Origin of the sequence: Cloacibacterium rupense, assembly GCF_014645495.1 — a bacterium.
In the GTDB taxonomy this organism is placed as follows: Bacteria; Bacteroidota; Bacteroidia; order Flavobacteriales; family Weeksellaceae; genus Cloacibacterium; species Cloacibacterium rupense.
The window spans coordinates 291,996-317,521 of sequence record NZ_BMLV01000001.1 but is presented as its reverse complement, the minus strand read 5'-3'; the positions used below and the strand labels follow the sequence as shown (position 1 = coordinate 317,521).

Genomic DNA, 25,526 nt, shown 5'->3' with positions numbered 1-25,526 from the left:
ATTATTTTTCTAAAAATGGTTTTATATTATCTATTAATGTTTGTGGAGACCAATTATTAAAGCCATCCCAAAATTTTAGGACTTTGCCACTAGGGTCCATTAAAACTAATTTAGGGAAAACTCCGTCTTTATTGAATTTCTCTGCTAGAGCTTCATTCTTTTCTTGTTCTTCTTTTGGCAATTTATTTTTCTTGAGTCTCGGAAAATCTGCATCCATCAATACAAGATATTTATCCGAAAAAAATTGAAATTGCTCAGTGTCCATAATCTGCTTTTGAAGTCTTATACAAGGTACACACCAATCTGAACCAGAAAATTTCAAGAGAATAAGTTTGTGTTCAGCTTTAGCCGTTTCTTTGGCTTTTGCCAAATCTTTTATAGGGTTTTCTGCAAAAATAAATGCAAATAAACCTAACATTAGAACTGTAAATAGTTTCTTCATATAATTGCTTTTTTTTGTAACAAATATTTTTATCAAATATTATCCATAATATAAATTTTATTATAACTTTAACATAAATTAAAAATAATTTAAAAAGCCAACTTAAAAAGCTGGCTTAAAATTAAGATTTAAAAATCTGAATTAATTTAAATATCTGATACTGATTCACCATTATTTGTATTAGGGATTTCTGTATTTTTCTTTTGTAATTGTTCTAGCAATTGTAGTCCAAGAAGTCCGCTAATTCCCCCATTTGCAGAATCTGAGCCACCTCCTATTAAAACATCTGGCATAATTTTCACATTTTGAGATGCGATATTTTCCATAATTTTTAATTGAGTAAAGTTGTTTCCACCCATTGCTTCTACAGAAAGTTTGTAGGCTTCTGCATTAGATTTACCTATGGCAAGAATTTTCTCTGCTTCGGCATTACCTGTTAATGAAATTTGTTCTGCATTTGCTTTTGCCAAAAGTTCTATTTTCTCTGATTCTGCTTTTGCAAGAAGTCTTGTTTTTTCGGCTTCACCTGTTGCCAAAAGTTTCAATCTATCCCCTTCTGCATTAGCTTGTAATCTTACAGAATTAGCATCACCAGTTGCTTTTTTCACGCTTGCATCTGCTATTCTTTCGGCTATTACTACGCCTTGATCTGCTTTTACAATTTCTTTTTGCATATCTGCAATCGCGGTTTCTTTTTCTAAAGTTTGACGCGTTTCTTGAGCCAATTTTTCGGTTTCGTAAGTGATTTTTTGTTCTTCTGCCAATTTTCTATCCGTAAGAGTTTTCATTAAACTTTCTGGCGGAACAATATCACCAATCAAGGTATCAACTCCGAAAACATTATATTGGTCTAAAACATTTCCAATATGCTCTCTTGCAGATTGTTGACGCTCTTTTCTGGTTCCTAGGAAAGCGATAACATCTGAATCTTGCGCAGAATTACGGAAATAGTTTCCGATGGTAGGTTCTAGAACTTGACTCACCAAATTCACCATATTTCCGAATCTAGCAATTACTTTTGGAGCTTCGGTAGTTGGTATGTGAATAATCTGCGAAACGTCTAGATTAAAAGGGAAACCATCTTTACTTCTCACGGTAATGGTAGATAAATTTTTATCTAATTGGTGAGACTCACTTCTGGCAGTAGCCCAGTTGAGAACGAGGTTGGTGGTAGGCACTAATTCTACTTTCATAATGTAAGGATTTACAGGATATTTACCAGGACCTAGAGGTTCTGCCCAAACACCTTTGAAGCCTTTTTCTACAATATTTCCGTGTTTAAATTCACTGCCGCTTAAATCTTTTCCTTCTTCACCTACGTAGGAAATTACTACACCAACGTGTCCGATAGGAATCTCCGTCATATGCACCATTTCTATTTTTGCAAACCACGGATTTAAGAAATATGAACCTGCCAAAATTACTTGTTCTTGCAAACCTTTGTAACCATCAGCATTCAAGAAGCCATCAATATCTTGAAATTTATTGTGTCCTTCTATGATTTTCCCTGCAATTTGCCCTTCTGCTAGAGGCTTTCCTTCTAAAGTAGTAACTACTCCCACTGCATTATCTGGAATCACCACCATATCTGTTAACTCAATATCAAAAAGCAAAGTATTAATTCTGTACGAACCTGGCGTAATAATAGCGGTTTGTCGTCCTTTTCTACCCCCATTATTAAGAAAAGCCACAGCGTCTTGGTAAGAATCACATTCTACTTTTCTACCGAGGATTCTACCAGTTTCTAATTCTGCACCATCTTTCGCCAAAATCAAACCAATTTTACCTGTTGGAATTACTGTAAATGGTTGAAATTGAATAGAATATTGCCAAATCCATTTCCCGAAATAAACTCCCGGAGCTAAGGTTTGTCCTTGGAAACCCGCTTCTCCGTTGGTGGCGATAATTCTACCTTCTGGTAAGGTTTGCTTACCAAACAACACAAACTTTTTGGTTACTAAACCAATTTTATCTTCGGGAACGATTACTAATCCGAAGAAAACTCTCAAAATGAACTTGTAAAACACAAGTGATAATACGGCAATTCCTACAGGAATCATCCAAGATTGAAATTCAAACATAGTTTAATTATTTAATTGTTATTTTAAATTTTGAAAATAAGAGATAGCCCCAACTTATTTAGAAATGACAAATAAAGTTAGGCAAATGAGATGTAAAAGTTAAAATGATTTTTAACAGTAAAATTTAGAATCTAGGCGGTGATGTATTAAAAATCGTGAATATAAATTCCGAAACTTCTAAAAGATAAAATTTTGTAAAATGAATTTTCATTGTTATTGGCTTTATGTAGCAATTGCGCTACATATCATTATACGCAGATGGTTACATCTTAGTTACATTTTTTTGACAGATTTACATAATTAACTGATAATCAATTGAATTATTTTTAATAAATTCTAAAAATCTTTAGGAAAAGTTTTTTCTGCTTCAGAATATCCTAACTGAAAAAGTTCGTCCATTCTTGTTTTTTTGCTTTCAAACATTCCGTAGTTTGACAATTCTTTAGGAGAAATCAACCAATCGCAATCTTTGAATTTATAATTTTCGACACTGTAACTTAGAAGTTCATAAGCTCTAGTTGCCACTGCTTTTATTGAATTCAGTTGAATATTTTTCACATCTTGAAGTGGTGCCACATATACCCCAATCAACTTGTCGCATTTATCTTTGATTAAATTAGAAGGAAAATTATTAAGAATTCCGCCATCACTTAGAAGCAACTCATCTTTTTTAAACGGACTCGCCAATCCTGGAACTGAGCATGAAGCAATGATGGCGTCTAAAAGATAATCATCGCCACTAAAAACAAAAGTTTCTCCTTGAATTAAATCTGTAGCATTGATGATGAGTTCTTTTTTTAAATCTTTAATTTTAATTTCTCCGATGATTGGTTTAAGATACAATCTGAAAACATCAGAATTAATAAAACCCGGTTTGGTCAACGTAAAATGCTTCCAATTAAAGAAATAAACTGATTTGAAAAAGTCTAAAATTTCATTTGGAGATTTCCCGAAAGCATACAAACCACCTACAATTGCACCTGCACTTGTACCTGCAATAATTTCTGGAGAGATGTTTTTTTCTTCTAAAAATTGTAAAACACCAGCTTCCGAAATTCCTTTGGTTCCACCGCCTGATAATACTAATCCTATCTTTTTTTCCATCAATTTATTAGTTTTGAATTGTAAAATTAAAAAAACCACAGAAAAATCTGTGGTTTAATTGTATTTAGCGCATATTATTTTAAATATGAATTACTTCTCCGTAAGCTGCAGCTACTGCTTCCATTACTGCTTCAGATAAAGTTGGGTGTGGATGAACTGTTTTCAAAATTTCGTGGCCTGTAGTTTCTAATTTTCTAGCGGCTACAGCCTCTGCAATCATTTCAGTTACCCCTACTCCAATCATATGACAACCTAACCATTCTCCATATTTAGCATCGAAAATTACTTTTACAAAACCATCGGTATCACCATTAGCTGTAGCTTTTCCAGAAGCTGAAAAAGGGAATTTACCTACTTTTATTTCGTAACCTTTTTCTTTGGCTTGTTTTTCTGTAAGACCTACAGAAGCAATTTCTGGTAAACAATAGGTACAACCTGGGATATTACCATAATCAATGGTTTCTACGTGCATTCCTTTGATTTTTTCTACACAAGTAATTCCTTCTGCAGAAGCTACGTGTGCTAAAGCTTGAGTAGGGATAATATCTCCAATTGCATAATAACCAGGAACCGAAGTTTGGTACCATTCATTCACCAAAACTCTACCTTTATCCGTTTGGATGCCCACTTCTTCTAAACCTATATTTTCAATATTTGCAGCAATTCCTACCGCAGAAAGTACGATATCAGCTTCTAATGTTACGTTACCGTTGGCTGTTTTTACATTAGCTTTTACACCTTCACCATAAGTATCTAAAGATTCTACAGAAGCGTTTGTCATTACATCAATACCTGCTTTTTTCAGAGATTTTTCTAAATGTTTAGAAACTTCTTCATCTTCTACAGGAACAATATTTGGCATAAATTCTACCACAGTCACTTTAGTTCCCATTGTAGCATAAAAATACGCGAATTCTACACCAATTGCACCAGAACCTACTACAATCATAGATTTTGGTTGAGAGGGTAAAGTAAGCGCTTGTCTATAACCAATTACTTTTACGCCATCTTGTGGAAGATTTGGCAATTCTCTAGAACGAGCACCCGTTGCGATAATGATATGATTAGCAGAATATTCAGTAGTTTGTCCGTCTTTTTCTACAGAGATTTTTTTGCCTTTTTGAACTTTGGCATTCCCTAAAATAACGTCGATTTTATTTTTCTTCATCAAGAATTCAATTCCTTTGCTCATTTTATTGGCAACTCCTCTACTTCTTGCTACTACGTTTGGAAATTCAAAACTAGCTTCTACTTTATTTAATCCGAAATCCTCTGCATGATTAATGTATTTAAAAACTTGAGCAGATTTAAGCAAAGCTTTGGTAGGAATACAACCCCAGTTAAGGCAAATACCACCAAGATTTTCTCTTTCTACAATAGCGGTTTTAAAACCTAATTGTGAAGCTCTAATTGCGGTAACATAACCACCAGGTCCGCTTCCAATAACAATAATATCGTAATTCATTTCTGTAAAAATTTTTGCGAATTTACGGATTTTTTCGCACATATTATACTTTACATAATTAATAATAAATGAATGATTACTCTGTAAAATAAAATAAAAAGAGTGTGATTTTATATAAATATTAAATAAATAATATAATTATTATGACAAATGATAAATTTTTATTAAATTTACAAAAATTAAGAGATGGCTATTGTTTTTCATAAAACAAAAGTTTAGATGAAAATTACTACTCAAATTCATTTAAAACTAATTGCCTATGGTAAAAATCTCTACTATTGTATTAACTTTTATTGCATTTCAAATTAATTTTTCTCAACAAAGAAAAATATCTTTTCTTCCCGAAGAAATCTTTGGAAAGCCTAGTAAGCATGGTGCTTTCAAAAAAAACAAAGAAAACGAAGAAAAGAATAAATTTTCTACTTTTTATATTGACAATTACAAAAAGCTTCCTATAAAAAGAGTTCCTGAGGAAATGATAAAAAGTAATGCAAAAGAAAACATCATCCATGTACAAAGAAGCCTCAATTATTTAAGAGAAAACTATAGAAGCGACAGTGTAGTTTTTGATAAAGAACTGGGAAACAGAATTGCAGAAATTAAAAAAATTGATAAAAACTGGAATGTCGACCATTACTTTCAGGAGTTCTATTTCTACGAATTTAGTATCCAAAAAAGAGAACAAGAAAAAATATGGAATACCAATTTCATAGCTAAAAGAAGGCAAGACAGCATTATAAGAGACAGAAGAAACAGATTAATAGACAGTATAAGACTGGTGAGAGCACAGAAATCTGAATCTAAGAACACAACCAAAAAAGTGGTTACAAAGAAATAAAAAAGCAACTTGAAATGAGAGTTGCTTTTTGCGTTTAAATTAAAAATTAGAATATTTAAAATAAAACTTATTCTTTATTAATTTTTCTGGATAAACATTTCTACTTTTCAAAAGAAGTTCTGTTTCTGTTTTTAGAAAAATAGACATTAATTCTAACAGCCAGACTGGACTTGCTATTCCGAAAGGAATTTTTAATTTTTTTCGTAGAGTTTTCATGAATTCTTCGTTTGTGAGAGGATTGGGAGCGGTAACATTTACTGCTCCACAAATTTTTTCATTTTCTATTAAAAACTCTACTGCTCTGCAAAAATCATCTATATAAATCCAACTCATCATTTGCTTTCCTCTGCCTTGTTTACCTCCTAAACCCAATTTGGTAATGAGTTTCATTTTAGGAAAAGCGCCACCAGAATTCCCTAAAACAATAGAAGTTCTCAATGCGATTTTTCTGATGTTTTCGTTTTCTATTTTAAAAAATTCTTGTTCCCAAGACTTACAAATATTCATCGAAAAATCATCACCAATTATCCCGTTTTCTTCGGTATTAAGATGCGTTTCAGAATGAATATAAATGGTTGCAGAACTGGCATTAAGCCAAACTTTTGGTGGATTTTGCAATGTGTCAATTGCCTGTTGTAAAATTCGGGTAGAAAAAATTCTAGAATTGTAAATTTCCAGTTTGTTTTTCTCGGTGTATCTGCAATCAACTGATTTGCCTGTAAGATTGATGAGGACGTCTGAATTTTCTAAAATTTCTGTCCAATTTCCTATGGTTTTAGCATCCCAAAAAATTTCGTTTTGCTGTTTTGGATTTCTGGTAAAGATAATTACCTCGTGGTTTTTATTTCTAAAATAGGTTTCGAGTTCTTTACCTAAAAAACCGCTACCTCCTGCAATGATGATTTTCATAATTTAATTTTTTTTATCAATTTAAAAATTATATAAAAAGCTAAAAATAAAGCAATTAGACTTTCAAATTTTAATATTTGAATTAAATACTTTGAATGACTTTGATTAATTAATTTCTGTAAAAAAAAGAAAGCCGAAATAAATAGAAGATTATAAACAAAAATCATAATCAAGCTAAGCTTCATTTTTTTAAATTTAAGATTTAATATTATCAAAAAAAGAATTGGCAAAAAAATTGAAGAGACTGTAAGCAAGAACATTACATATTCTAAATCAAAATATAAACCTGTCATATTTATATGATTTTCTTTGTTTTCACCTCAATTTCAGAACCTTCTGCCAATAAAATAGAATGTGGTTTTTGGTTTTGCAAAAATTCAAAGTCAGCACCATAATTTTCTTTAAAATCAATTTGAATAAAAGAATTTAAAACTTCATAATTTTTCCATTTTGGATGCGTTACTTCATATTCAAAAGTTTTTTCTCCATTTTTGGTGTACCCGAAATAATGTTCTGTAATAAATTCAAAATCAGAATTTTGAAGCATTTTTTGCTGATTATTTTTTGCAACTAATTGAATGATATTATTCAAATTTTCACCCCAAAAATATTCTACAGTTATTTCTTCTGTATTTTCCGAAATTAGATGTTTCATTGGCAATGTTTCGTAATGTTCTTTGTAAAAAGTATTGGCAATGAATGAAAGTGCTTTTTTAGGAACAATTTCTTTGATAAAAACTACGCCTCTTTTCCATTGTTGGTTTTCCCATTTTTTGACATAAAATCGAAGATTTAGTTCTTCGAAATTACGATGAAAAGGAACAGAAATGCCCAAAAGTTGAGTATTTAAAAACATAAAGCCCACAACACTTATTAAACATTTTCCGTCCCAAAAATCTAGTTCTACTCCGTTTGGAAGGTATTTTTCTAAAATTTCTGGATTTACTTCGTAATTGATAATGGCTAATTTTCGCCATTCTGCGGTGAGGAAATTCATAATTAGTTTATTTTGAATATATTGCGAAAATTAGTAAAGCTAAAGTCAGTCTGAAAATCAACCAAGAGAAAGTAGGCAGAAATCCTAATTTTAAGATTTTGCATCTCCTGAAATGCTCAAAAAACATTACTGAAACTACTGCAAAAAAGTAAACTCCAAAAAATAACGCATTGAAATTGAGAAACAAAGCAGGAATAAGCAATAAAGTTCCCAGAAGAGAAACCGTCATCATATTTCCCAAATAATTCCAAAAATTATCTTTTAAAAAAGATTTCAAAAATAGTGTTTGCCAAAAAATCTGAGCCAAACAAACACTTAATTCTCTATAAAAATTAGGGGTAAGATTTTGCCATAATTTCGGAGAAAATTCACTTAAAACAAAGGCTGAAAGAACAGCAACAAAGCCAATGTAAAGAAGTCTGTATTTTAGATTAAAATCAGGAACACAAGCATCTTTTTCAGTATCTTTTACAGAAGGAATAATCTGTTTTCTATTAAATGAGACCAACTTATAAAGCTTCTGAAAAAACCAATACAATGGCTGTATTTTTGCAATTTTCACCAACAATGGAAAAGAATTTCCGATAATGAGCAATAAACTGTCTAAACCATAAATCACCTTGTTTTCTTGATGATTGATGAGAGCAATCTCATTTCTCGCTTTATTATAATCTAAAAGATTTTTGTCTTCCAAAGAAATTTCGCAAAATGCTTCTCTTCCGTTTTTGTCTAACATTCCTGAACCGATAAAAGCCGATGAATAAACAGCGCACATTGGGCAATCTTTATCGTAAATAAGGGTGTGATTTTTAAGAGTTTTCATCATTATAAATTTTAAAGATTAAACGCACTTCTCTTACTTCTCCCGAAGTAAAGCATTAGAAACAAATAGATGATTATATTTTTCATAATTATAATATTTTCAGTAATTTTTGAAAATTAATTTTAAATAAAAAAAGGATTCTTCCTTTTTATACTTTGTCAAAGTTTTTGCGAAGCAAAGGAATCTTTGACAAAGTTTTTATTTTAACAAATTTGTTATCTTCCCAACTAACCAATGATCATCACTTTTTATCGCCAAATCCATAATATTGTTGATTTTTTGAGTAACTGATGAGAAATCTTCCATTAATTTGATGAATTCCTTGGCTTCATTAGAATCATTGTCTTCTATATTTTTAAGTTCTTCTAAAAACGAAACAACTGGTTCTATTTCTCTTTTCCTGCGTTCTTTGGTAATTTGTTTAAAAAGATACCAAACATCTTTATCTGCAACGAAATATTCCTTCCTCTCTCCTTTTACCAATTCTTTTCTTACAATTCCCCAGTTCATTAAATCACGCAAATTCATATTAGCATTTCCCCTAGAAATTTGTAATGCGTCCATCACTTCGTCTGTAGAAAGTGGTTTATCCGAAGCTAAAAGCAAAGCGTGAACTTGTGCCATTGTTCTATTAATTCCCCAATTGGTGGCAAATGTGCCCCAAGTTTGAATGTATTTTTCTTTGGCTTCTTCTAGTTTCATAATTAATGATTGATTTTCTTTGACAAAGATAAATAAAATTCCTGAACTTTCAATAATTTTTGAAAATAAATTAAAAAAATAAACTGACATTTCTGTCAGTCTACTTTTTTAGTCATTAATTTTTACCTCTACTCCATCTTTCCAATGATAATTTTCGGGTTTATAGTATTCATAAACTTTGTTGGCTTTCCCAATATATCTTCCAGAAAATTCTGCTTTTAAATCTAAATTGAGATTGATACTTGCTTTTTCTTCTAATTTATACCAATACAAAACCAAATAATTATCAAAAATTTCATAATACGCAATTTGCTTTTTCTCAATCATATCCTTCAATAATTTTGGTTGAATGGTTAAACCAGCAGGAATCCCAATTTTTGCAGTAATCATTCCAAGATATCGGTTTTCTTTGTTCTCAATTTTAATATTCATTCTTACATTATCACCTATTTTTGCTTCTTTTTGAGACAAATTAACCTCCATAAAAATTGTAGAATTTTCATCTTTTGGTGGTTGAAGCGAGAAATAACTGGCATAAAAATTCAAAGGCAAACCTTTTCCTTTTGGATAGGAAATTTCGAGTTGGTTTTGTCCTTTTTTCAATAAATCATTGGTTATCAATTGTTCTTCTTTTAATAATTCTCCATTCAGTTTTACTGTAGGTTCAGCATTAGAAGAATTTACATTAAATTTTGAATAATATTCTGACAAAGCTTTCAAAACCAAAACTTTAGATTGAGTAGAATAATAACCATCAGAAAGTTCTAAAGCATCGATTACTTTGGTTAAATTCAATTGCTCTTCGTCGCTTTTCAAAAGAGAAATAGCATACAAAGCCAAAACTTCCGCAGAAAGAGATTTGCCACTTCCTTCCATAAAATTGACTTCCGATTTTAATTTATTATCAGAAAATTTTCGGTACAGTTTTTCTGACAAAACTTTGTAATCTTGTTTTTTGCCTAAATCAAAAGCTACATTTGCCAAAAGTGCCATTTGATAAGCATCGCCAGTTGCTTTATTATGGTTAAGAATTACTTCATATTGTTTAGAAATTTCATCCTTCAAACCAATTGAAGAAAGTGCATACAAAATATACGCTTGTTTTGCCCAATAATATTCAGATTTTTTATCATAATAAGATTCATAATTAGAAAGGTTGAAGGTTCCATTTGGATTTCTCTTTGATAGAACAAATTTTTTGGTTCTTTCCAGCATTTTTTCATCTACATTCAATACATTTTTCAAATCATTAAATTCCATCAAACCAAATGCAGTGAGACTTACATTGGCTGGTTTACTACCAAAAAGACTAAAACCATTTTCCGATGTTTCAAAATTCACCAATCTGTTGTAACCGTGTTTCAAATTTTTGAGCGCTTTTTGTTCTAATTTTTCATCTACCTTTCCTTTAGATTTTAAATATTGCAAAACAAAATAATTAGGATAAGTGGTAGAAGAAGTCTGCTCAAAACAACCGTGAGGTTCGTCTAACAATCTGTCTAAATCATTCAAAATTCTATTAGCGGTATTTCTAAAAATTCTCAATCGGTAAAACGTATTATCATCAATGGTTCTATCCAAAACATTGAACTGATAAACCGTATCTTTATTTACCGAAAAATCTATAAAATGACGGAAACCTTTCGGTTCTACTTTTAGCGGAAGCACTTGTGTTTCTCTTTCATCATCTGTAATTGCAGAAATTTGAAGACTAGAATTAGTACTTCTATTAGCCAATAAAGGCAAAAGCAATCTTCTGTTTTCCATAGGGTTAAGAATTACCAAACTGTCTTTTTTCAACAATCCTATATTTTTTGGCAAGAAATAATTAAGGTTAATTCTTTTAATTTTATCCGTGTTATTTTTTATCACCAAAGGAATTTCTGGTTGATCTGCCATCGTAATATATTGCGGAATTTTAGCATCTATTTGCAAATTACTTTTCACAGCATACGTTTTTTCTGCTCTTCCTAATAAACCGTTGTAAGAAGCACCTTCTGTAATCATTCGGAAAGTTGTATTGGCATCAGAATTATAAAATTCTACTTTTGCTTTTCCGTTTTCATCGGTTTGAATGACAGGATTCCAATAAATAGTTTCTCTGAAATCATCTCTAAAAAGCGTTTTGGTATCTTGGTAAACTGGATACGTGAAAACTCTCTCGTAACTATCACTATTTTTAAGATAACCCGAAGAAATATTAAAATACGCAAAATGATCTTTAGAAAAATTAATGTGTTTAGCATTGTAAGGCATTCCATCGTTGGTATTGATAATGATTACACCATTTGCAGCTCTGCTTCCATAAATTGAAGTTGCAGCCGCATCTTTTAGAACGCTGATGTTTTTAATATCATTGGTATTGATATTGGTATCAATTTTATCTACAATCACGCCATCAATCACAAAAAGCGGTTGATTTCCGTTGAGAGAAGCAGCTCCTCTAATTCTAATATTGGCAGCACTTCCGGGAATTCCTGAATTTTGGGTAATTTCTAAACCTGCCACTCTTCCAGAAAGCGATTGAACAATATTGGCATTGATTTCATTTCTTGAAACCGAAACTACAGAACTTGTTAATGCTTCTTTTTTCGCCATTCCATAACCTACCACTACTACTTGTTCAATGTTTTTAATTTTAGTTGAATCAGATTTACCGCTGTAATATCTTTTGCTTTCAACTTGAACTTGATTTTCTGTTTTATTTTGAATTTTTTCTAAAGCTCTTTCTTTAAAATTTTCTTCAATTTTTTCAAATTCTTTTCCTTCTTTTTGTGAAGATTTTAGCTCGCTTTCAGTAACCATAATTTCTCCATCGAGATGAAATGCCAAAACTTTAATTGAAATTTTTTGCTTCTTATTTTTAGGTTTTGAAATCAATTGATAATCTCTACCCGAAGGAAAATTGGTGAAATAAAATCTCGCTTTTTTTGTGCTTTGTTTCAAAACTTTTGGTTCGGCACTATAATCCATCAAAAACACTTCTGCATCTATATCTTTACCGTTTTCATCAATTACTTTTCCATAGACAGAATTCGATTTTTCATACTCAAATTTCATTAATTTATTTTCCTTAATTTCCGGCAATAATTCAAAATATCGGTACGCATTGGTAAGCATTACCAAATCCAAAGCTTCGTCTGCTTTTGGTTCGTCTTTTTTGAAATAAAATGAAGGTTCTTCTATTTTTCCTGCAATTTCAGAATCCATTTGAAGCCAAGAAAATATGGTGTTTTGTTTATCATCAGCATACGTCCAAAGTTTGTCATCTATCACACTCAAACCGAGATTTGCAGCAATTGGTTTTCCGTTTTCGTCAAGCGTTTCTATATTGAGTTCTACTTTTTCTCTTGGGATAAAAGTATTTTTATTCGGTGTGATTTTCACTTGCATTTCACGAGATTTATTAAGGTAAATCACTCGTTCACAAAGTGGTATATTTTCAGTATTATATACTGTAAATCTGCAAATTCCGGAAGAAAATTTTTTTTCATCAAGTTGGATTTCTTCTTTTTGGCGTAAAGAAAATTCTTTGCTAAAAACTTCTTTATTTCTAAAATTTCCGATTAATTTTAAATTTTGAATTTCATTAGATTGAATTTTTAAAATAATTTTCCCATTGAATTTTTCAGTATTCAAAACCACGGTATTATCCTTTGCAGAAGGCAATTCGTATAATTTTGAAATATTGGGTTGAAGAATTTTTACGAAATATTTTTTACCATTTTTAGGAGTAAAATTAAATTTTCCCATTCCGAATTTATAAGCTTCAAATTCTGAAATTTTTTGTTGATTTTCGTCTAAAATTTCTCCTTTTATATCTACCGGTTGTCCAAATTCATTTAAAGCTTTGAAGGCGATTTTGGTTGAAATATCATTCGCTAAACTCCCACTTTCTGGGAAGAAAAACAAATCTACTTTATTCAAAGTTACAGGTACATTTCTAGAAATAGACTCTTTGAAACCATCGTAATTTACACGAATATTGAGTAAAACATCAGTGGTTTCTAAATCTTTTGGCAAATTAAATTTCAATTGAATTTTACCTTCTTTATTGGTAGAAACTTCGTTTTTTAAAACTTCTTTTCCTGCGATGTAAACTTCATAAGAAAACTGATAAAAAGGAATTACCTCATTATTCAAATTTTTAAGGGAAAAATCTGCCAAAACTTCTTGTCCAGCACTTAATCCTTTTTTTGGGAAGTCTAATTTCATTAAAATTCTTGGCGAAGATGTTTTTTGTACCGTCAGTTCTTTTTCGAAATAATTTTTCCCGATTTCGTTTTGCATATAATTGGTATAAACTCGCAGTTTATAAATTCCTCCTTTTACATCTGCAGGAAAATAGAAATTTCCTTTCGCATAACCATTCAGAACTTGCAATTTTCTTTTATTTACTACCGTTCCAGAAGGATCTATCATTTCTACGGTTACTATTTTACTCAAAAAACTTGGCGAATTATTTTCTGCATTTACCACCAAAATTTTGTAAAAAAGTTCTTCTCCCGGTTTGAAAAAAACGTGGTTGGTTTGTGCATAAACCTTTTCTTTTTTGTAATCAGATTTTACTTTTTTGGCAAATAATTGATAAAAAAGTTCTGCTTCTTCATTAGATTTCAGATAATTAGGAATACTTTCGTATTCAGAATAATAATTTTTGTAAGATTTTTGTGCAAATGAACATTGGAATGCAAAAAGGAAAAGAAAAATATATTGTAAAGTTTTCATTTTCAGATAGTTTTTAAAATTTAACAGCAATTTGGAAAGCAAACGATTTCACAGAAGGCAAATTGTAGAAATCTAAACCTTGCACATCACTAGAATTGTAGAAATTTTGCGTGGAATCTACTCCTTTGTATTTGCTCCAAAGTATGAAATTATTAACCGAAGCGGAAAGTTTCAACTCATTGAATGGCAAAATATTACGCTTGATTGTATAAGAAAGCAAAATGTTATTTAAGCGAATTTGTGTGGCTTTTGAAATGTAATTTTCGGCAACTCCAGTGTAACCGTATCTGTACCAAAGATTGTTTTCAAAATTTTGATTTACGTTGTAAAAATCTACCAAAATAGAATTGGGATTTCCGTTTTGTAAAACTCCAGAAAATGTGTAATTGGCGATGTTTCTTTGTTCGGCAGAATTTTGAGAACGCCCGAAATAATCGAGGTTTGCAGCGGTTCCGTTCCAAACATCGCCACCTTTTCTCCATTCCCAATCGATGTTTAAACTGAAATAATACAACTTAAATTCGTGAGAAAATTTGAGGACAAAATCTGGAATTGGATTTCCTATCACTTTCAAATCTGGAGAAACCAACGGAAAACCGTCATTTCCTATCACAAAATTTCCGTAATTGTCTCTTTTGTAAGCAGTTCCAACAATTACACCTAAAGCTTCACCTTTTGTCAAACTTCTGTAAACGTTGCTAAAACCAGCAATCGGAACGAATAGATTTTGTGAATTAACTTGGGTAACTTCTGAACTGTATTTGGTGAACGTAATCTTGTGATTGTCTCTAAATTCAGAAGAATCTCCAAAAGAAAAATTATTGAGTTGAAGGTTTAATTCAAAACCTTTGTTTTGATGATTGGCGATATTTTTCAAAATTAGATTTCCGTTTTCAAAAGTTGGAAAAACATCATCAGTAAAGGTTTTTTGGAAATAAACTGCTTCTAAATTAATTCTATTTCGCAGTAAATTATATTGCAATCCTACTTTCTTTTCTATGGTTTTTATGGGTTCTAAATTCTTAAAACTCACCACTTCTTTTAATGGAAAATAACTTGAAATTTGAGAAGGCAAAATCTGCGTTGTCGCAAAATTTGCAAAAGATTTATTAATGCTGATTTCGTTTACAGATTCATTATAAGCTCCAAAAATTTTGAAATTATGATATGAATAATTATCAAAAACATCATCTAAATTTACTGAAAAATTCAATTTTGGCAACCAATAAGATTCTGATTTTGAAGTATTTGAAATATAAAAAGAATTAGCGGCATCTATATTAAATTTAAATTGATTATCTCTAAAATCGAAATTGTATTTCAAAATATAATCTTGTGCAATTCTGTTGTATTGATTATTTTGATTGAATTGAAGATAATTAATTTCGTTTTTAGCACTATTAATCAAGCTATTAAAGAAAAAAGAAGAACGAGCATTATAATTTCCAAAACTGTAATTAGCGCCGAAATTGAGGTTATAATTTTCAAAATTTTGCAGTCTTTCAGAATTTAAACCGCTGTAAAAACCAACAGTAAAAGGATTGTAAAAATCTATATTTTTAGTAGAAATTTTTTCATACGCTTGATTGATAAAAAATTTCAAATTTCCTTTAATTTTTTCTATATTTAAAGATATATTATTCTGATTATCAATATAGTTATACTTATTATTTTGTTGAAGTAAATAATATGGATTATCTGCAAAACTATTGTAACTGCGTTGTTTGTTTCCTAATAAATTTCCCTGTTCATTAGAAAATGAAATAGGCGTAAGTAAAGCATTTTGAAATAATCTATTAAAATAACCTATTCTGTTGCTGTTAGTCGCTTTTTCCTGATTTAATTTATAACCAAAAGTTACTTTGATGTCATCAAAATTTCTAAAAACATTCACATTCAAATGATTATTATTGGTAAAATTATCTCTAAAAAGTGAATTTTCTTTGGTGTTTCCCAAATCTAATTTTGTGGTAAATAAATGTAAATCTGCAACAGTAATTGCTGTATTCAAAGTAAATTGATTAGAAGTTTTAATAGAATTTTGTAAGATTCTGTTTTTATAAACTTTGGCAGATTTCAGTCCATTTTGCAACAGAACTAATTTTCCGTTTATATCGTATTCATAAGGATTTCCATCAAAACTCAAGGTAGAAATATCTGGTCCGAAACTGAACATTTCATCAGTTTCTGCACCTCTCCAAATTAGATTACCATTAGAATTTCTACCTTGTACAAATTGGTTTTGAGTTATTGGTAAAGCATTAGCAGAACCGATTTCTACCCAACTTTGAAAAGAGCCATTCAATTTGATATTTGAAGACTTCTTTTTCTTAAAAATAAAAACGCTATCTTCCTCTTTAACGGTTTTATAGTTAGAAAAACTACTCAAATTTCCATTATTTAGTTTTTTTCCTTTTTTTGAGGAAAACAGATAATCTGAATTGTCTGTATTTTTCTTAAAATCAACTTTTATTTTTTCTAAATAAGAAACATTTATTTGTTCGGTAGTAGAGTTCATTTGCTTTCTTGAAGCTAGAATACTGGTAATTTCTTGTAATTCATAGTTTTGTATTACTCTGAAATTTTTTTTGTTCCAAACCAAAGTATCGCCTACTTTTGCAGGAATAATTACAAAACCGTATTGATCTGAAAATTCATAATTCCCTGAATTTTTGTTGGTTACCTTCAGATTATTTTCTGGTTTGTCTTTTTTGTTGTAGAAATTTCCCGCATAATATCGTTGTTCGTTCTGCGAAAAACCGTTCAAAAAAAGATGCACAAAGAGTAAGATATAGAAATTCTTCATATCTGCTGTGTTAAAAGATTAAATAAAAGCTTGATTTTAATTGCTAGTTCCAGACAAATTATAATTTTTAGAATTTTTTTTGAGGTATTCCTCTTCCTGAGAATTTAGACCTTTTGTAGTAATAACCACTACTCCTTTTTTGGCTAGATTTCCGTAGAGTTTTTTGGCATTATCACCTTCTACAATGTTGAGAGAGGTAATTTTTTTCTTGTTGTAATTCTTAAGAAAATTAGTGTCCGCTACGTAACCATCAACAATATAGAGCGGTTCTGAGGCGTGTTTTCTACTGATTTTAAAATCATCATCATTATTTACTGCGTACTCTGAAAAACTTGACTGTTCTGCTGTAGAAGTAAGCAGTTCAGACGTTTTTTGATTATTAAGAGACATTTTAGCAACTTCTGCAGACTTATATTTTTTAGTTTCGATAATTCTTTCTGATTCTAAAGAAGCTGTATTTTCAACTACTGGCGAAGGCGCTGCTTTTGCTAGAATAAATTGATTGTCGTTATTATTTGAAATTTCAATGCTCTTATCAACTTCAGTATTGATATTAGAAGATTCACTATCTTGATTAGAAATCTTGGTAGCTGCTAAAACTTGTGGTGAACTTACTTTCTTTTTTACTAGATTATTATTTGAAGTTTCATTTAATTGAGATTTTTCAATATTTTGCTTAATAGATTGGTCTAGTTTTGCAATATTAGCGCTATCTAAATTATTATTAAAACCCTGATTGTTAATCACTTTATAAGTTTCATTAGAAGCAATTTTTGAATGATTTGAAATTGTTTCTTTTTGATTAAAAAAGTACATTATTCCGAAAGTAAAAACTAATGATGCGGCAATAGAATAAGGCAACCAAATAGGAATGAAGCGTTTTTTTGTTGTGTTTTCAACTTCGTCTAAACGATTTTCAACCTTTTCCCATACCTTTTCGAAAGAAGGAAAAGTAGCATTTTCTTCTGCTTTTTTACTTTCATCGCTGAAAAGTTGGTCTATATTTTCATTAAAATTTTCCATTTTGAGAAATTCTGTTTACACATTTTGAGTTTGTAATAGTTCTTGTAGTTTTTTTCTGGCAAAATTTACTTGAGATTTAGAAGTACCTTCGGTAATAGATAGCATCTCTGCAATTTCTCTGTGAGGATAACCTTCTACAGCAAATAAATTAAATATCGTGCGGCAACCTTCTGGTAAAAAATGAAGTAATGCCAAAATATCTTTTTCAAAAGAAGATTCAGAATGTTGGTCTGCTAAATGCTTTTCTACAAAGGTTTCTTCGTCTATTGATATTAAAATTGATTCTTTTTTTCTTAACGTTTGAAGACATTGATTAACGGCTATTTTCTTTGCCCATGCCTCGAAAACATCTAAGTTTTGTAACTGGTCTATTTTGGTGAAAATGATAAAAAATGTATCTGCTAATGCTTCTTCTGCTTCTTCGTCTTTCTTTAAATATCTTTTGCAAACTGCGTAGAATCTTCCTGCAAACTGCTCATAAACTTGCCTTTGCGCCAATCGGTCTTTGTTTTTAAGTTTTATGAGAAGTTCGTGATTCATGCGTTGCTTTTATAGGTTAGATGCAGGAATAAAAAATATGGTTGGAAAATATTTTAAAATTTTTAATAAAAATACAAAAAAACCTTGCCAATAGATGATTAGCAAGGTTCTAAATTTTTATAAAATTGAAATTCAATTAAAATTTCGGGAATTTATTAGGATTTACTTCGTGGAAAAGTAAGTACACTTTTTCTACCACATCATCTACTGAAGGTTTAGAGAAGTAATCTCCGTCACTTGCATAGGCTGGTCTATGGTTTTTAGCTGCAATACTTAATGGTGAAGAATCTAAATACTTGAATGCACCTTGTTTTTCTAAAATTTGTTGAAGTATGAATGCAGAGGTTCCTCCTTCCACATCTTCATCTATTACAACAAGTCTGTTGGTTTTCTTAACACTTTCTAAAATTTCGTGTTCTAAATCAAAAGGAATTAAAGATTGTACATCAATAACTTCTGCGGAAATTCCTAATTTTTCTAATTCTTCTGCAGCTTCTGTAACTATTCTCCATGTAGAACCATAAGTTACTAGGGTAACATCTGAACCTTCTTTGGTAACTTCTATTTTACCAATAGGAACTGTAAATTCTCCTAAATTATCTGGTTGCTTTTCTTTTAGTCTATAACCATTTAGCGTTTCTACTACAATTGCTGGTTCGTCACTTTGAAACAAAGTATTATAAAAACCAGCCGCTCTGGTTAAATCTCTAGGAACCAACACATTAACCCCTTTAACGAGATTAATAATTCCGGCCATAGGAGAACCAGAATGCCAAATTCCTTCTAATCTATGTCCTCTAGTTCTTACAATAACAGGTGCTTTTTGACCGCCTTTGGTTCTGTAATGTACAGTTGCTAAATCATCACTAAGGCCTTGTAAACAATACAATATATAATCTAAGTACTGAATTTCTGCAATAGGACGAAGGCCACGCATTGCCAAGCCAATTCCTTGACCTAAAATAGTAGCTTCTCTAATCCCTGTATCTGAAATTCTTACACTACCATATTTTTCTTGAAGCCCTTCTAACCCTTGATTTACATCTCCGATATTTCCTGCGTCTTCCCCAAAAACTAGAGCTTCTGGATATTTTTCAAAAATTTTATCAAAATTATTTCTAATCACCACTCTACCATCTACTACTTCTGAATGGTCTGAGTAAATAGGTTTTACTTCTTTTATTTTAGTGACTTTCCAATTCGATTCTGAATATAAATGAGAAGAATAATTTTCCTCTTCAATTTCAAATAAATTTTTATAGATATCTTTCAGTTGGTTTCTCTCTTCAGAATTGATATTTCTGGTCCATAATAATGTTTTTCTTACTAAATGAAATACATCTTTTTTGCCTAGAGAAATTACCGTTTTAAATTTATAAATTTCTTTTTTTAATTCAGGAATATCTACAGAAAGTACTTCTACTAATGGCAAAGTAAGTTTTCTCATCTCATCTATACTCGCTCTGTAGTCTTCCCAAGATTTTTTTTGACCTTCTTTAACAAATTTTTTTGCTTCTTTGTCCATTTCATCTAATTCTTCCCAAGTAGCAATGGTATGGCGTTCACCTTCAATTTCGATAGAATATTCGGCAATCCATTGTTTAAATTTCAAAAGACCATCATGTTCTGTTTCCCATTGCAATCTTTCTTCAGATTTATATCTTTCATGGGACCCCGAGGTAGAGTGACCTTGTGGCTGGGTAACTTCTTCTACATGAATTACCACGGGTACAGATTCTACTCTAGCAAAATGTTCTGCTCTAGCATAAGCATCTAAAAGCGCGGGATAATCCCAAGCTTTAACTTTTATTATTTCGCAACCTTCTGTTTTTCCTTGTTTTCTTTGGAAGCCAGATAACATTTCTGCCATATCTTCTTTTGCTCTTTGGTTATGAGTAGGAACAGAAATTCCATATCCATCATCCCAAATAGATAAAATCATAGGAACTTGAAGCGCACAAGCAGCATTGAGGGTTTCCCAAAAATGTCCTTCAGCAGTAGATGCATCACCAATGGTACCAAAAGCCACTTCATTACCATTAATACTGAATTTTTCAGAACCTGAAAATTTCACTGATTTATAAACTTTAGAAGCCTGTGCCAGCCCTAGTAATCTAGGCATTTGACCAGCAGTAGGAGAAATATCAGAAGAAATATTTTTAATTTTAGTAAGGTCTTTCCAAGTGCCGTCTTCATTTAAACTTCTGGTCGCAAAATGTCCGTTCATTTGTCTTCCTGCGGAAGCAGGTTCTCTTTCTACAGAAGTATCCGCATATAATTGTGCGAAAAAACTTTCTACGGTTAATGCACCTACAGCCATTGCAAATGTTTGGTCTCTGTAATACCCACTTCTAAAATCGCCATTTCTAAAAACTTTAGCCATTGCAATCTGCGGTAATTCTTTACCATCACCTACAATACCAAATTTTGCTTTCCCGGTTAAAACTTCTCTTCTAGCAAGATAAGACATTTCTCTAGAAATTCTACCCAGTTTATAATCTTCAAGAATTTGTTTTTTAAAGTCTAAGAAGGTTACATTTTGAGTTTCAATATATGTTGCTTGCATAATGAATTAGCATTTTTACAAATATATGAAATTTATGGAATTAATAAAATATTTTATTTTTATTGAATATTCCACAAACAAAAAAAGGTACAATGTCGTCTATAAACGCTGTACCTTCACTTAATAAAATATGAATGTATGAATGTGAATACTTATTAATTAAAAATCCCTTCCGTTACCTATAGAAAGGTAACGAAAGAGAAAAACACAAATGATAACTATATTTCTACTTTTATTAACTTCTAATTTCCAATAGGTGGTTTATCTTTTTCATACTCAAGTTCTTGAAAAGAGATAATTGAAGAATCTAATCTTTTTATAGACACAGCGGTATCTTGCTTTGGTTTGATAGGACTAATTGTTCTAGCATTAACCTTTGCTTTTGCCTCATTCAATACCGTTAGTGATTTTAAATCTTCTGAATCCATCAAATCTTCTTGTTGTCTGCATGACAAGACCATTAATGATGAAAACGCTAATAATGCAAATACTATTTTTTTCATATTATATATTTTTAGGTTCATTAAATTTTAATACAAAAATTCTTGTATTAAAAAAAAATTGTTTCATTTTGATAATGCAAATCTATATTGAATGTAAGTTGATTCCAAAAAAACGAACCGTTGTTTTATAAAAAATCACCGTTATTTCATAAAAAATGTGTGGTTTTTTACAAAAAATAACAGTAATATTGTAAAAAAATACAGAATCTACATTTGGAAATCTTTATTTTTCCTTTATTAACAGTACATGAAACCATTTTTAAGAATTATCTTCATCATTATCTTATTGTCGTCGAATATTATACAAATATTCGCCCAAAATAATTCAGAGTTGAATTATTCTTATGAAGAAATTGAAAAAAAAATTGATGATTCACACAATTCTGAAAAAGAAATGTGGAAATGGATTAATTTATATATAAAAAAATCAAAACAAAATAAAAATCAGGAAACATTATTATATGCTTATAGAATTGCAAGCAAGTCTTCTAATTATCCTAATAGCTTTAAATATGCTGACAGTACATTAATGATAGGAAAGAAATCAAATGATAAAAAATTAATTAGTTATGCATACCTTAATAGAGGAACCATTTACATGGAGGCAGAAAAATTTAGTGATGCATTAGACGATATTCTTCTATCAAGTAAATTTTCAGAAGAAATAGGTGATGATTATACATATTATAAAGCAAAGTATTACATTGCTCAAAATAAAATTTACTTAGGACTTTATGAAGACGCTAATAAAGAATTGGAAAAATGTGTAGAATATTTTAAATCAAAATCAAATTCAAATGACCCATTAGGAAAAAGCTATTCTATGTATTATTTATATTCATTAATGATTTACATAGACACAAACATTAAGTTAGGAAAACAATCTGAAAATCAAAAGTTAATCAATGAAGCTTTCAAATACATTGAGTCTAAAAATTTATTAGTATATAAGCCGTATTTTACTTTATTAGAAGGTACGGGTGCTTTTTATAAAAAAAATTATAAAGCCGCCATTGACAAACTAACAGAATCTTTAACTTCTTATAATGACCAATGGCCACACATAACAGATATCTATTATCTAGGCCTATCATTCTGGCATTCTGGCAGAAAAAAAGTAGCTATCAAATACCTAGAAGAGATTGATAATGAATACAATAAAACCAAAAAATTAAATCCAAATTTTAGAACGGCTTATGAAATTCTAATTAAATATAATGACTCTATAGGAAATACAGAAAAGCAATTAGAATACATTAACAAACTAATGGCTTTGGATAAATCTTATGAAAAAAATTATAAATATCTCTACAATAGAATTAATAAAGAATATGATAATCAAAAACTTATAGATGAGAAAAATAAAATTGAAAAATCTCTAAATACACAAAAAATAACCAATCTTATATTGCTTTTTGTAAGTATTTTAGTTGTAAGTATCTTTTTTATAAGATACAGAAAACTTCAAAATACCTATAAAAAAAGATTCGAAGAAATTATTGCCCAAAGTGATGCTAAAAAGTTAGAATTAAAAACTAATACTATTAAAACCGCAGTTGTAGAGAATCTTGAAAAAGAAAATATACAAAATGAGCATAAATTTGAAATTGAACTGAAAGAAGCTAGTTTTGATTACAATTATTTTAATAAAATCCAAGGATTGAACCCCAATTTTGTAGAAAGAATTCTTAATCAACTAGAAGATTTTGAAAATGAAAATAAATTCTTAGACACACAAATTTCACAAAGGCTACTTAGTGAATCCTTTAATACCAATGCCACCTATTTGTCTAAAATAATTAATGTTTATAAAGGGAAAACGTTTAACATTTACATAAACGATCTAAGGTTAGATTACATTTTAGAGTTTCTAAAAAATGATTACAAGTATCTTAATATGGATATTAAGGAATTATCAAGACTCTCTGGTTTTAGCAATACCGAAAACTTTTCAGACAATTTCCAAAGAAAATTTAAAATGAAGCCCTCTATTTTTATTAAAATGATGAAAGAAAATCTAGACTCTAATCCATAAAAAAAACTTCAATACAAATTGTACTGAAGTCATCTGAAGAATAGATAATTTTTAATGGTTATTTTTTTTACCTCTTTATTTCTGATACAAATTTACTCAGTTGCCTATTATTTCTACAATTTTGGATCCGGGATTTTATAAGAATCAACCGGAAAAACATAAAAATTACATGTTTTTTTATTGAATTTTTCGTTTTAAATTTGCCTTTCAAATAATTTAATCCGTAAATGTTTTACAAAAACCTAATAATCAATAGATTATATCTCCTCCTATTATTTTTTATTTTTTCAATAAAAATCAATGCTCAAAATGTCGATTATGAGAAAATGAGTTTGGATGAAATTGATAATTGTTTTGATAGTATTAGTGATAGTAAAACAGGACTAAGGATTGCTAAAATCTACATTAGAAAGGCAAAAGAAGCAAACAATAAAAAATCATTATTTTTTGCTTATCGATATATTACTTTTTATGCACCTTATCCTGAAAACTTAAAATATTCTGATAGTACAATAACTTTAGCCAAAAGAATTAATGCCCCTGAGTTTATTGCAAATGGATATTTAAATAAAAGTACGATTCTAAATATGAAATCAATGTTTCATGAAAGCATTAATAACCTTTTCATAGCAAAGAAGTATTCCAAAAAATTAAATGATGAGTATTTAAATAATAAAATTTTATATAAAATTGCAGAAAATGAAATTTATATTGGTAATAATTATGAAGCTCAGAAAAAGCTTAAATTAATAAATAACTACTTTAATAAAAACTTTAATCGGAATGAAATTGGAAAAGGCTACAAATTATACTATTTCTACTCAACAGTTCAACTAATTGACTCAAATACTAAATTAGGAAAAATATCAGAAAACCTTCCACTTTATAAAGAAGCATATCAAAAAATTAATTTAGATAAAAAACACGAAGTATATAGAGCATATTTCTTATCTTGTGAAGGAGTTGATGCATACTATAATAAAAATTATTCATTAGCCATCAATAAACTCAATGAAGCTATTAAACAATATAAAGATGCTTTTAATCACTATACAGAAATATATTATCTTGGACTCACCTATTGGAAACTCAACCAGAAAGATCAAGCAGTCGACTATTTCCATAAACTTGACAAAGAATATTATAAAGATAAAAATCAAGACCCTCAATTCAGGCCTGCTTATGAACATTTAATACAGTATTACAAAGAAAAAGGAAATACTGATAAACAATTAGAGTACATCAATAAACTACTCTTTCTAGACCATTCTTACGAGAAAAATTACAAATATCTTTTTAATAAAATCAATAAAGAATATACCTCAGAATTACTCATCCAAGAAAAAAACGAAATTGAAAATTCACTGAAATTTCACCAATTGCTCATTATTTTTATCATTATTCTAAGTTTTTCTGTTGGTTCTTTTATTTTTTACAGATACTCAAAAGTAAAAAAGGCTTACAAACAGAGATTTAGAGAAATTTTAGCAGAAAAAAATAAATTTTCAATCAATGAGCAAAATTCTGACAGCTCTAAAAAAACTGTTGACCGTTTAGAAAATCATAAAACATTACTCATTAGCAAAATACCTGGACTAAGCCCAGCAACCATAGATTCTGTTTTAAATAAATTAGATACTTTCGAAAATGAAAATCAATTTCTCAACCCAAAAATAACTCTGAAATCCTTGTGTGAAGAGTTTAATACCAATTCTGGTTATCTGTCTAGAATCATTAATGTGTACAAACAGAAAAACTTTACACAATATATCAATGATTTAAGACTAGACTACATTATAGAAAAAATGAAAACGGATAAAAAATATTTGTCCATAGAAATAAAAGAATTGGCCTCAGAAGCAGGATTCGGTAATGCTGAAAGTTTTTCTGATAATTTCCAAAGAAAATTTAAAATGAAGCCCTCTATTTTTATTAAAATGATGAAAGAAAATCTAGATTCTAAA

The 25,526-nt window shown here is 29.9% G+C and carries 17 protein-coding genes; 3 read left to right on the top strand and 14 right to left on the bottom strand.

Annotated features, from left to right (window positions below; all coding sequences use genetic code 11):
- Nucleotide 1: 1 nt before the first annotated feature.
- From IEW40_RS01430 to lpdA, 4 genes are all read right to left on the bottom strand, one after another.
- Nucleotides 2-442 carry a thioredoxin family protein gene (locus tag IEW40_RS01430; RefSeq protein WP_188616294.1) on the bottom strand — a complete coding sequence of 147 codons (441 nt, stop codon included), beginning with the start codon at nt 440-442 and terminating at the stop codon, nt 2-4.
- 146 nt (nt 443-588) lie between these two features.
- Nucleotides 589-2,523 (bottom strand): SPFH domain-containing protein, encoded by a 1,935-nt coding sequence (locus IEW40_RS01425; RefSeq protein ID WP_188616293.1) that lies wholly within the window; start codon nt 2,521-2,523, stop codon nt 589-591.
- Nucleotides 2,524-2,859: 336 nt separating this feature from the next.
- A complete protein-coding gene (locus tag IEW40_RS01420) occupies nt 2,860-3,627 on the bottom strand; it encodes a patatin-like phospholipase family protein (protein ID WP_188616292.1) in 768 nt (255 codons plus the stop codon).
- Between the two features lie 79 nt (nt 3,628-3,706).
- Nucleotides 3,707-5,092 (bottom strand): dihydrolipoyl dehydrogenase, encoded by a 1,386-nt coding sequence (lpdA, locus tag IEW40_RS01415; RefSeq protein WP_188616291.1) that lies wholly within the window; start codon nt 5,090-5,092, stop codon nt 3,707-3,709.
- Between the two features lie 259 nt (nt 5,093-5,351).
- On the opposite strand from lpdA, the gene IEW40_RS01410 reads away from it, so the two are divergent.
- Nucleotides 5,352-5,930 carry a hypothetical protein gene (locus IEW40_RS01410; RefSeq protein WP_188616290.1) on the top strand — a complete coding sequence of 193 codons (579 nt, stop codon included), beginning with the start codon at nt 5,352-5,354 and terminating at the stop codon, nt 5,928-5,930.
- A 39-nt stretch (nt 5,931-5,969) separates the two neighbouring features.
- On the opposite strand, the gene IEW40_RS01405 is transcribed toward IEW40_RS01410, so the two are convergent.
- The 10 genes from IEW40_RS01405 to IEW40_RS01360 form a co-directional block, all read right to left on the bottom strand.
- Nucleotides 5,970-6,839, bottom strand: coding sequence for a TIGR01777 family oxidoreductase (locus tag IEW40_RS01405; RefSeq protein ID WP_188616289.1), 870 nt, complete (start codon nt 6,837-6,839; stop codon nt 5,970-5,972).
- Between the two features lie 295 nt (nt 6,840-7,134).
- Nucleotides 7,135-7,836, bottom strand: a complete 702-nt coding sequence (locus IEW40_RS01400; protein ID WP_188616288.1) for a YqjF family protein — start codon at nt 7,834-7,836, stop codon at nt 7,135-7,137.
- Nucleotides 7,837-7,843: 7 nt separating this feature from the next.
- The gene (locus IEW40_RS01395; protein ID WP_188616287.1) at nt 7,844-8,659 is read right to left on the bottom strand and encodes a DCC1-like thiol-disulfide oxidoreductase family protein; all 816 of its coding nucleotides are present in this window, start codon (nt 8,657-8,659) and stop codon (nt 7,844-7,846) included.
- A 198-nt stretch (nt 8,660-8,857) separates the two neighbouring features.
- Nucleotides 8,858-9,451 carry a GbsR/MarR family transcriptional regulator gene (locus IEW40_RS01390; protein WP_229663346.1) on the bottom strand — a complete coding sequence of 198 codons (594 nt, stop codon included), beginning with the start codon at nt 9,449-9,451 and terminating at the stop codon, nt 8,858-8,860.
- A gap of 18 nt (nt 9,452-9,469) precedes the next feature.
- Nucleotides 9,470-14,089 carry a TonB-dependent receptor plug domain-containing protein gene (locus IEW40_RS01385; protein ID WP_188616285.1) on the bottom strand — a complete coding sequence of 1,540 codons (4,620 nt, stop codon included), beginning with the start codon at nt 14,087-14,089 and terminating at the stop codon, nt 9,470-9,472.
- Nucleotides 14,090-14,102: 13 nt separating this feature from the next.
- Nucleotides 14,103-16,895 (bottom strand): TonB-dependent receptor, encoded by a 2,793-nt coding sequence (locus IEW40_RS01380; RefSeq protein WP_188616284.1) that lies wholly within the window; start codon nt 16,893-16,895, stop codon nt 14,103-14,105.
- Between the two features lie 36 nt (nt 16,896-16,931).
- On the bottom strand, nt 16,932-17,918 hold the full coding sequence (locus IEW40_RS01375) for a hypothetical protein (RefSeq protein ID WP_188616283.1): 987 nt from the start codon (nt 17,916-17,918) through the stop codon (nt 16,932-16,934).
- A 15-nt stretch (nt 17,919-17,933) separates the two neighbouring features.
- Nucleotides 17,934-18,458 carry an RNA polymerase sigma factor gene (locus IEW40_RS01370; RefSeq protein WP_188616282.1) on the bottom strand — a complete coding sequence of 175 codons (525 nt, stop codon included), beginning with the start codon at nt 18,456-18,458 and terminating at the stop codon, nt 17,934-17,936.
- Nucleotides 18,459-18,594: 136 nt separating this feature from the next.
- The gene (locus IEW40_RS01365; RefSeq protein WP_188616281.1) at nt 18,595-21,024 is read right to left on the bottom strand and encodes an alpha-ketoacid dehydrogenase subunit alpha/beta; all 2,430 of its coding nucleotides are present in this window, start codon (nt 21,022-21,024) and stop codon (nt 18,595-18,597) included.
- A 242-nt stretch (nt 21,025-21,266) separates the two neighbouring features.
- A complete protein-coding gene (locus IEW40_RS01360; RefSeq protein WP_188616280.1) occupies nt 21,267-21,527 on the bottom strand; it encodes a hypothetical protein in 261 nt (86 codons plus the stop codon).
- A 331-nt stretch (nt 21,528-21,858) separates the two neighbouring features.
- Here IEW40_RS01360 and IEW40_RS01355 point away from each other — a divergent pair, with 331 nt between their 5' ends.
- Entirely contained in the window at nt 21,859-23,562 is a 1,704-nt protein-coding gene (locus IEW40_RS01355) for a helix-turn-helix domain-containing protein (protein WP_188616279.1), read from the top strand.
- A 326-nt stretch (nt 23,563-23,888) separates the two neighbouring features.
- Nucleotides 23,889-25,526, top strand: a 1,638-nt coding sequence (locus tag IEW40_RS01350; RefSeq protein WP_194461763.1) for a helix-turn-helix domain-containing protein, incomplete at its 3' end; no start/stop codon positions are given.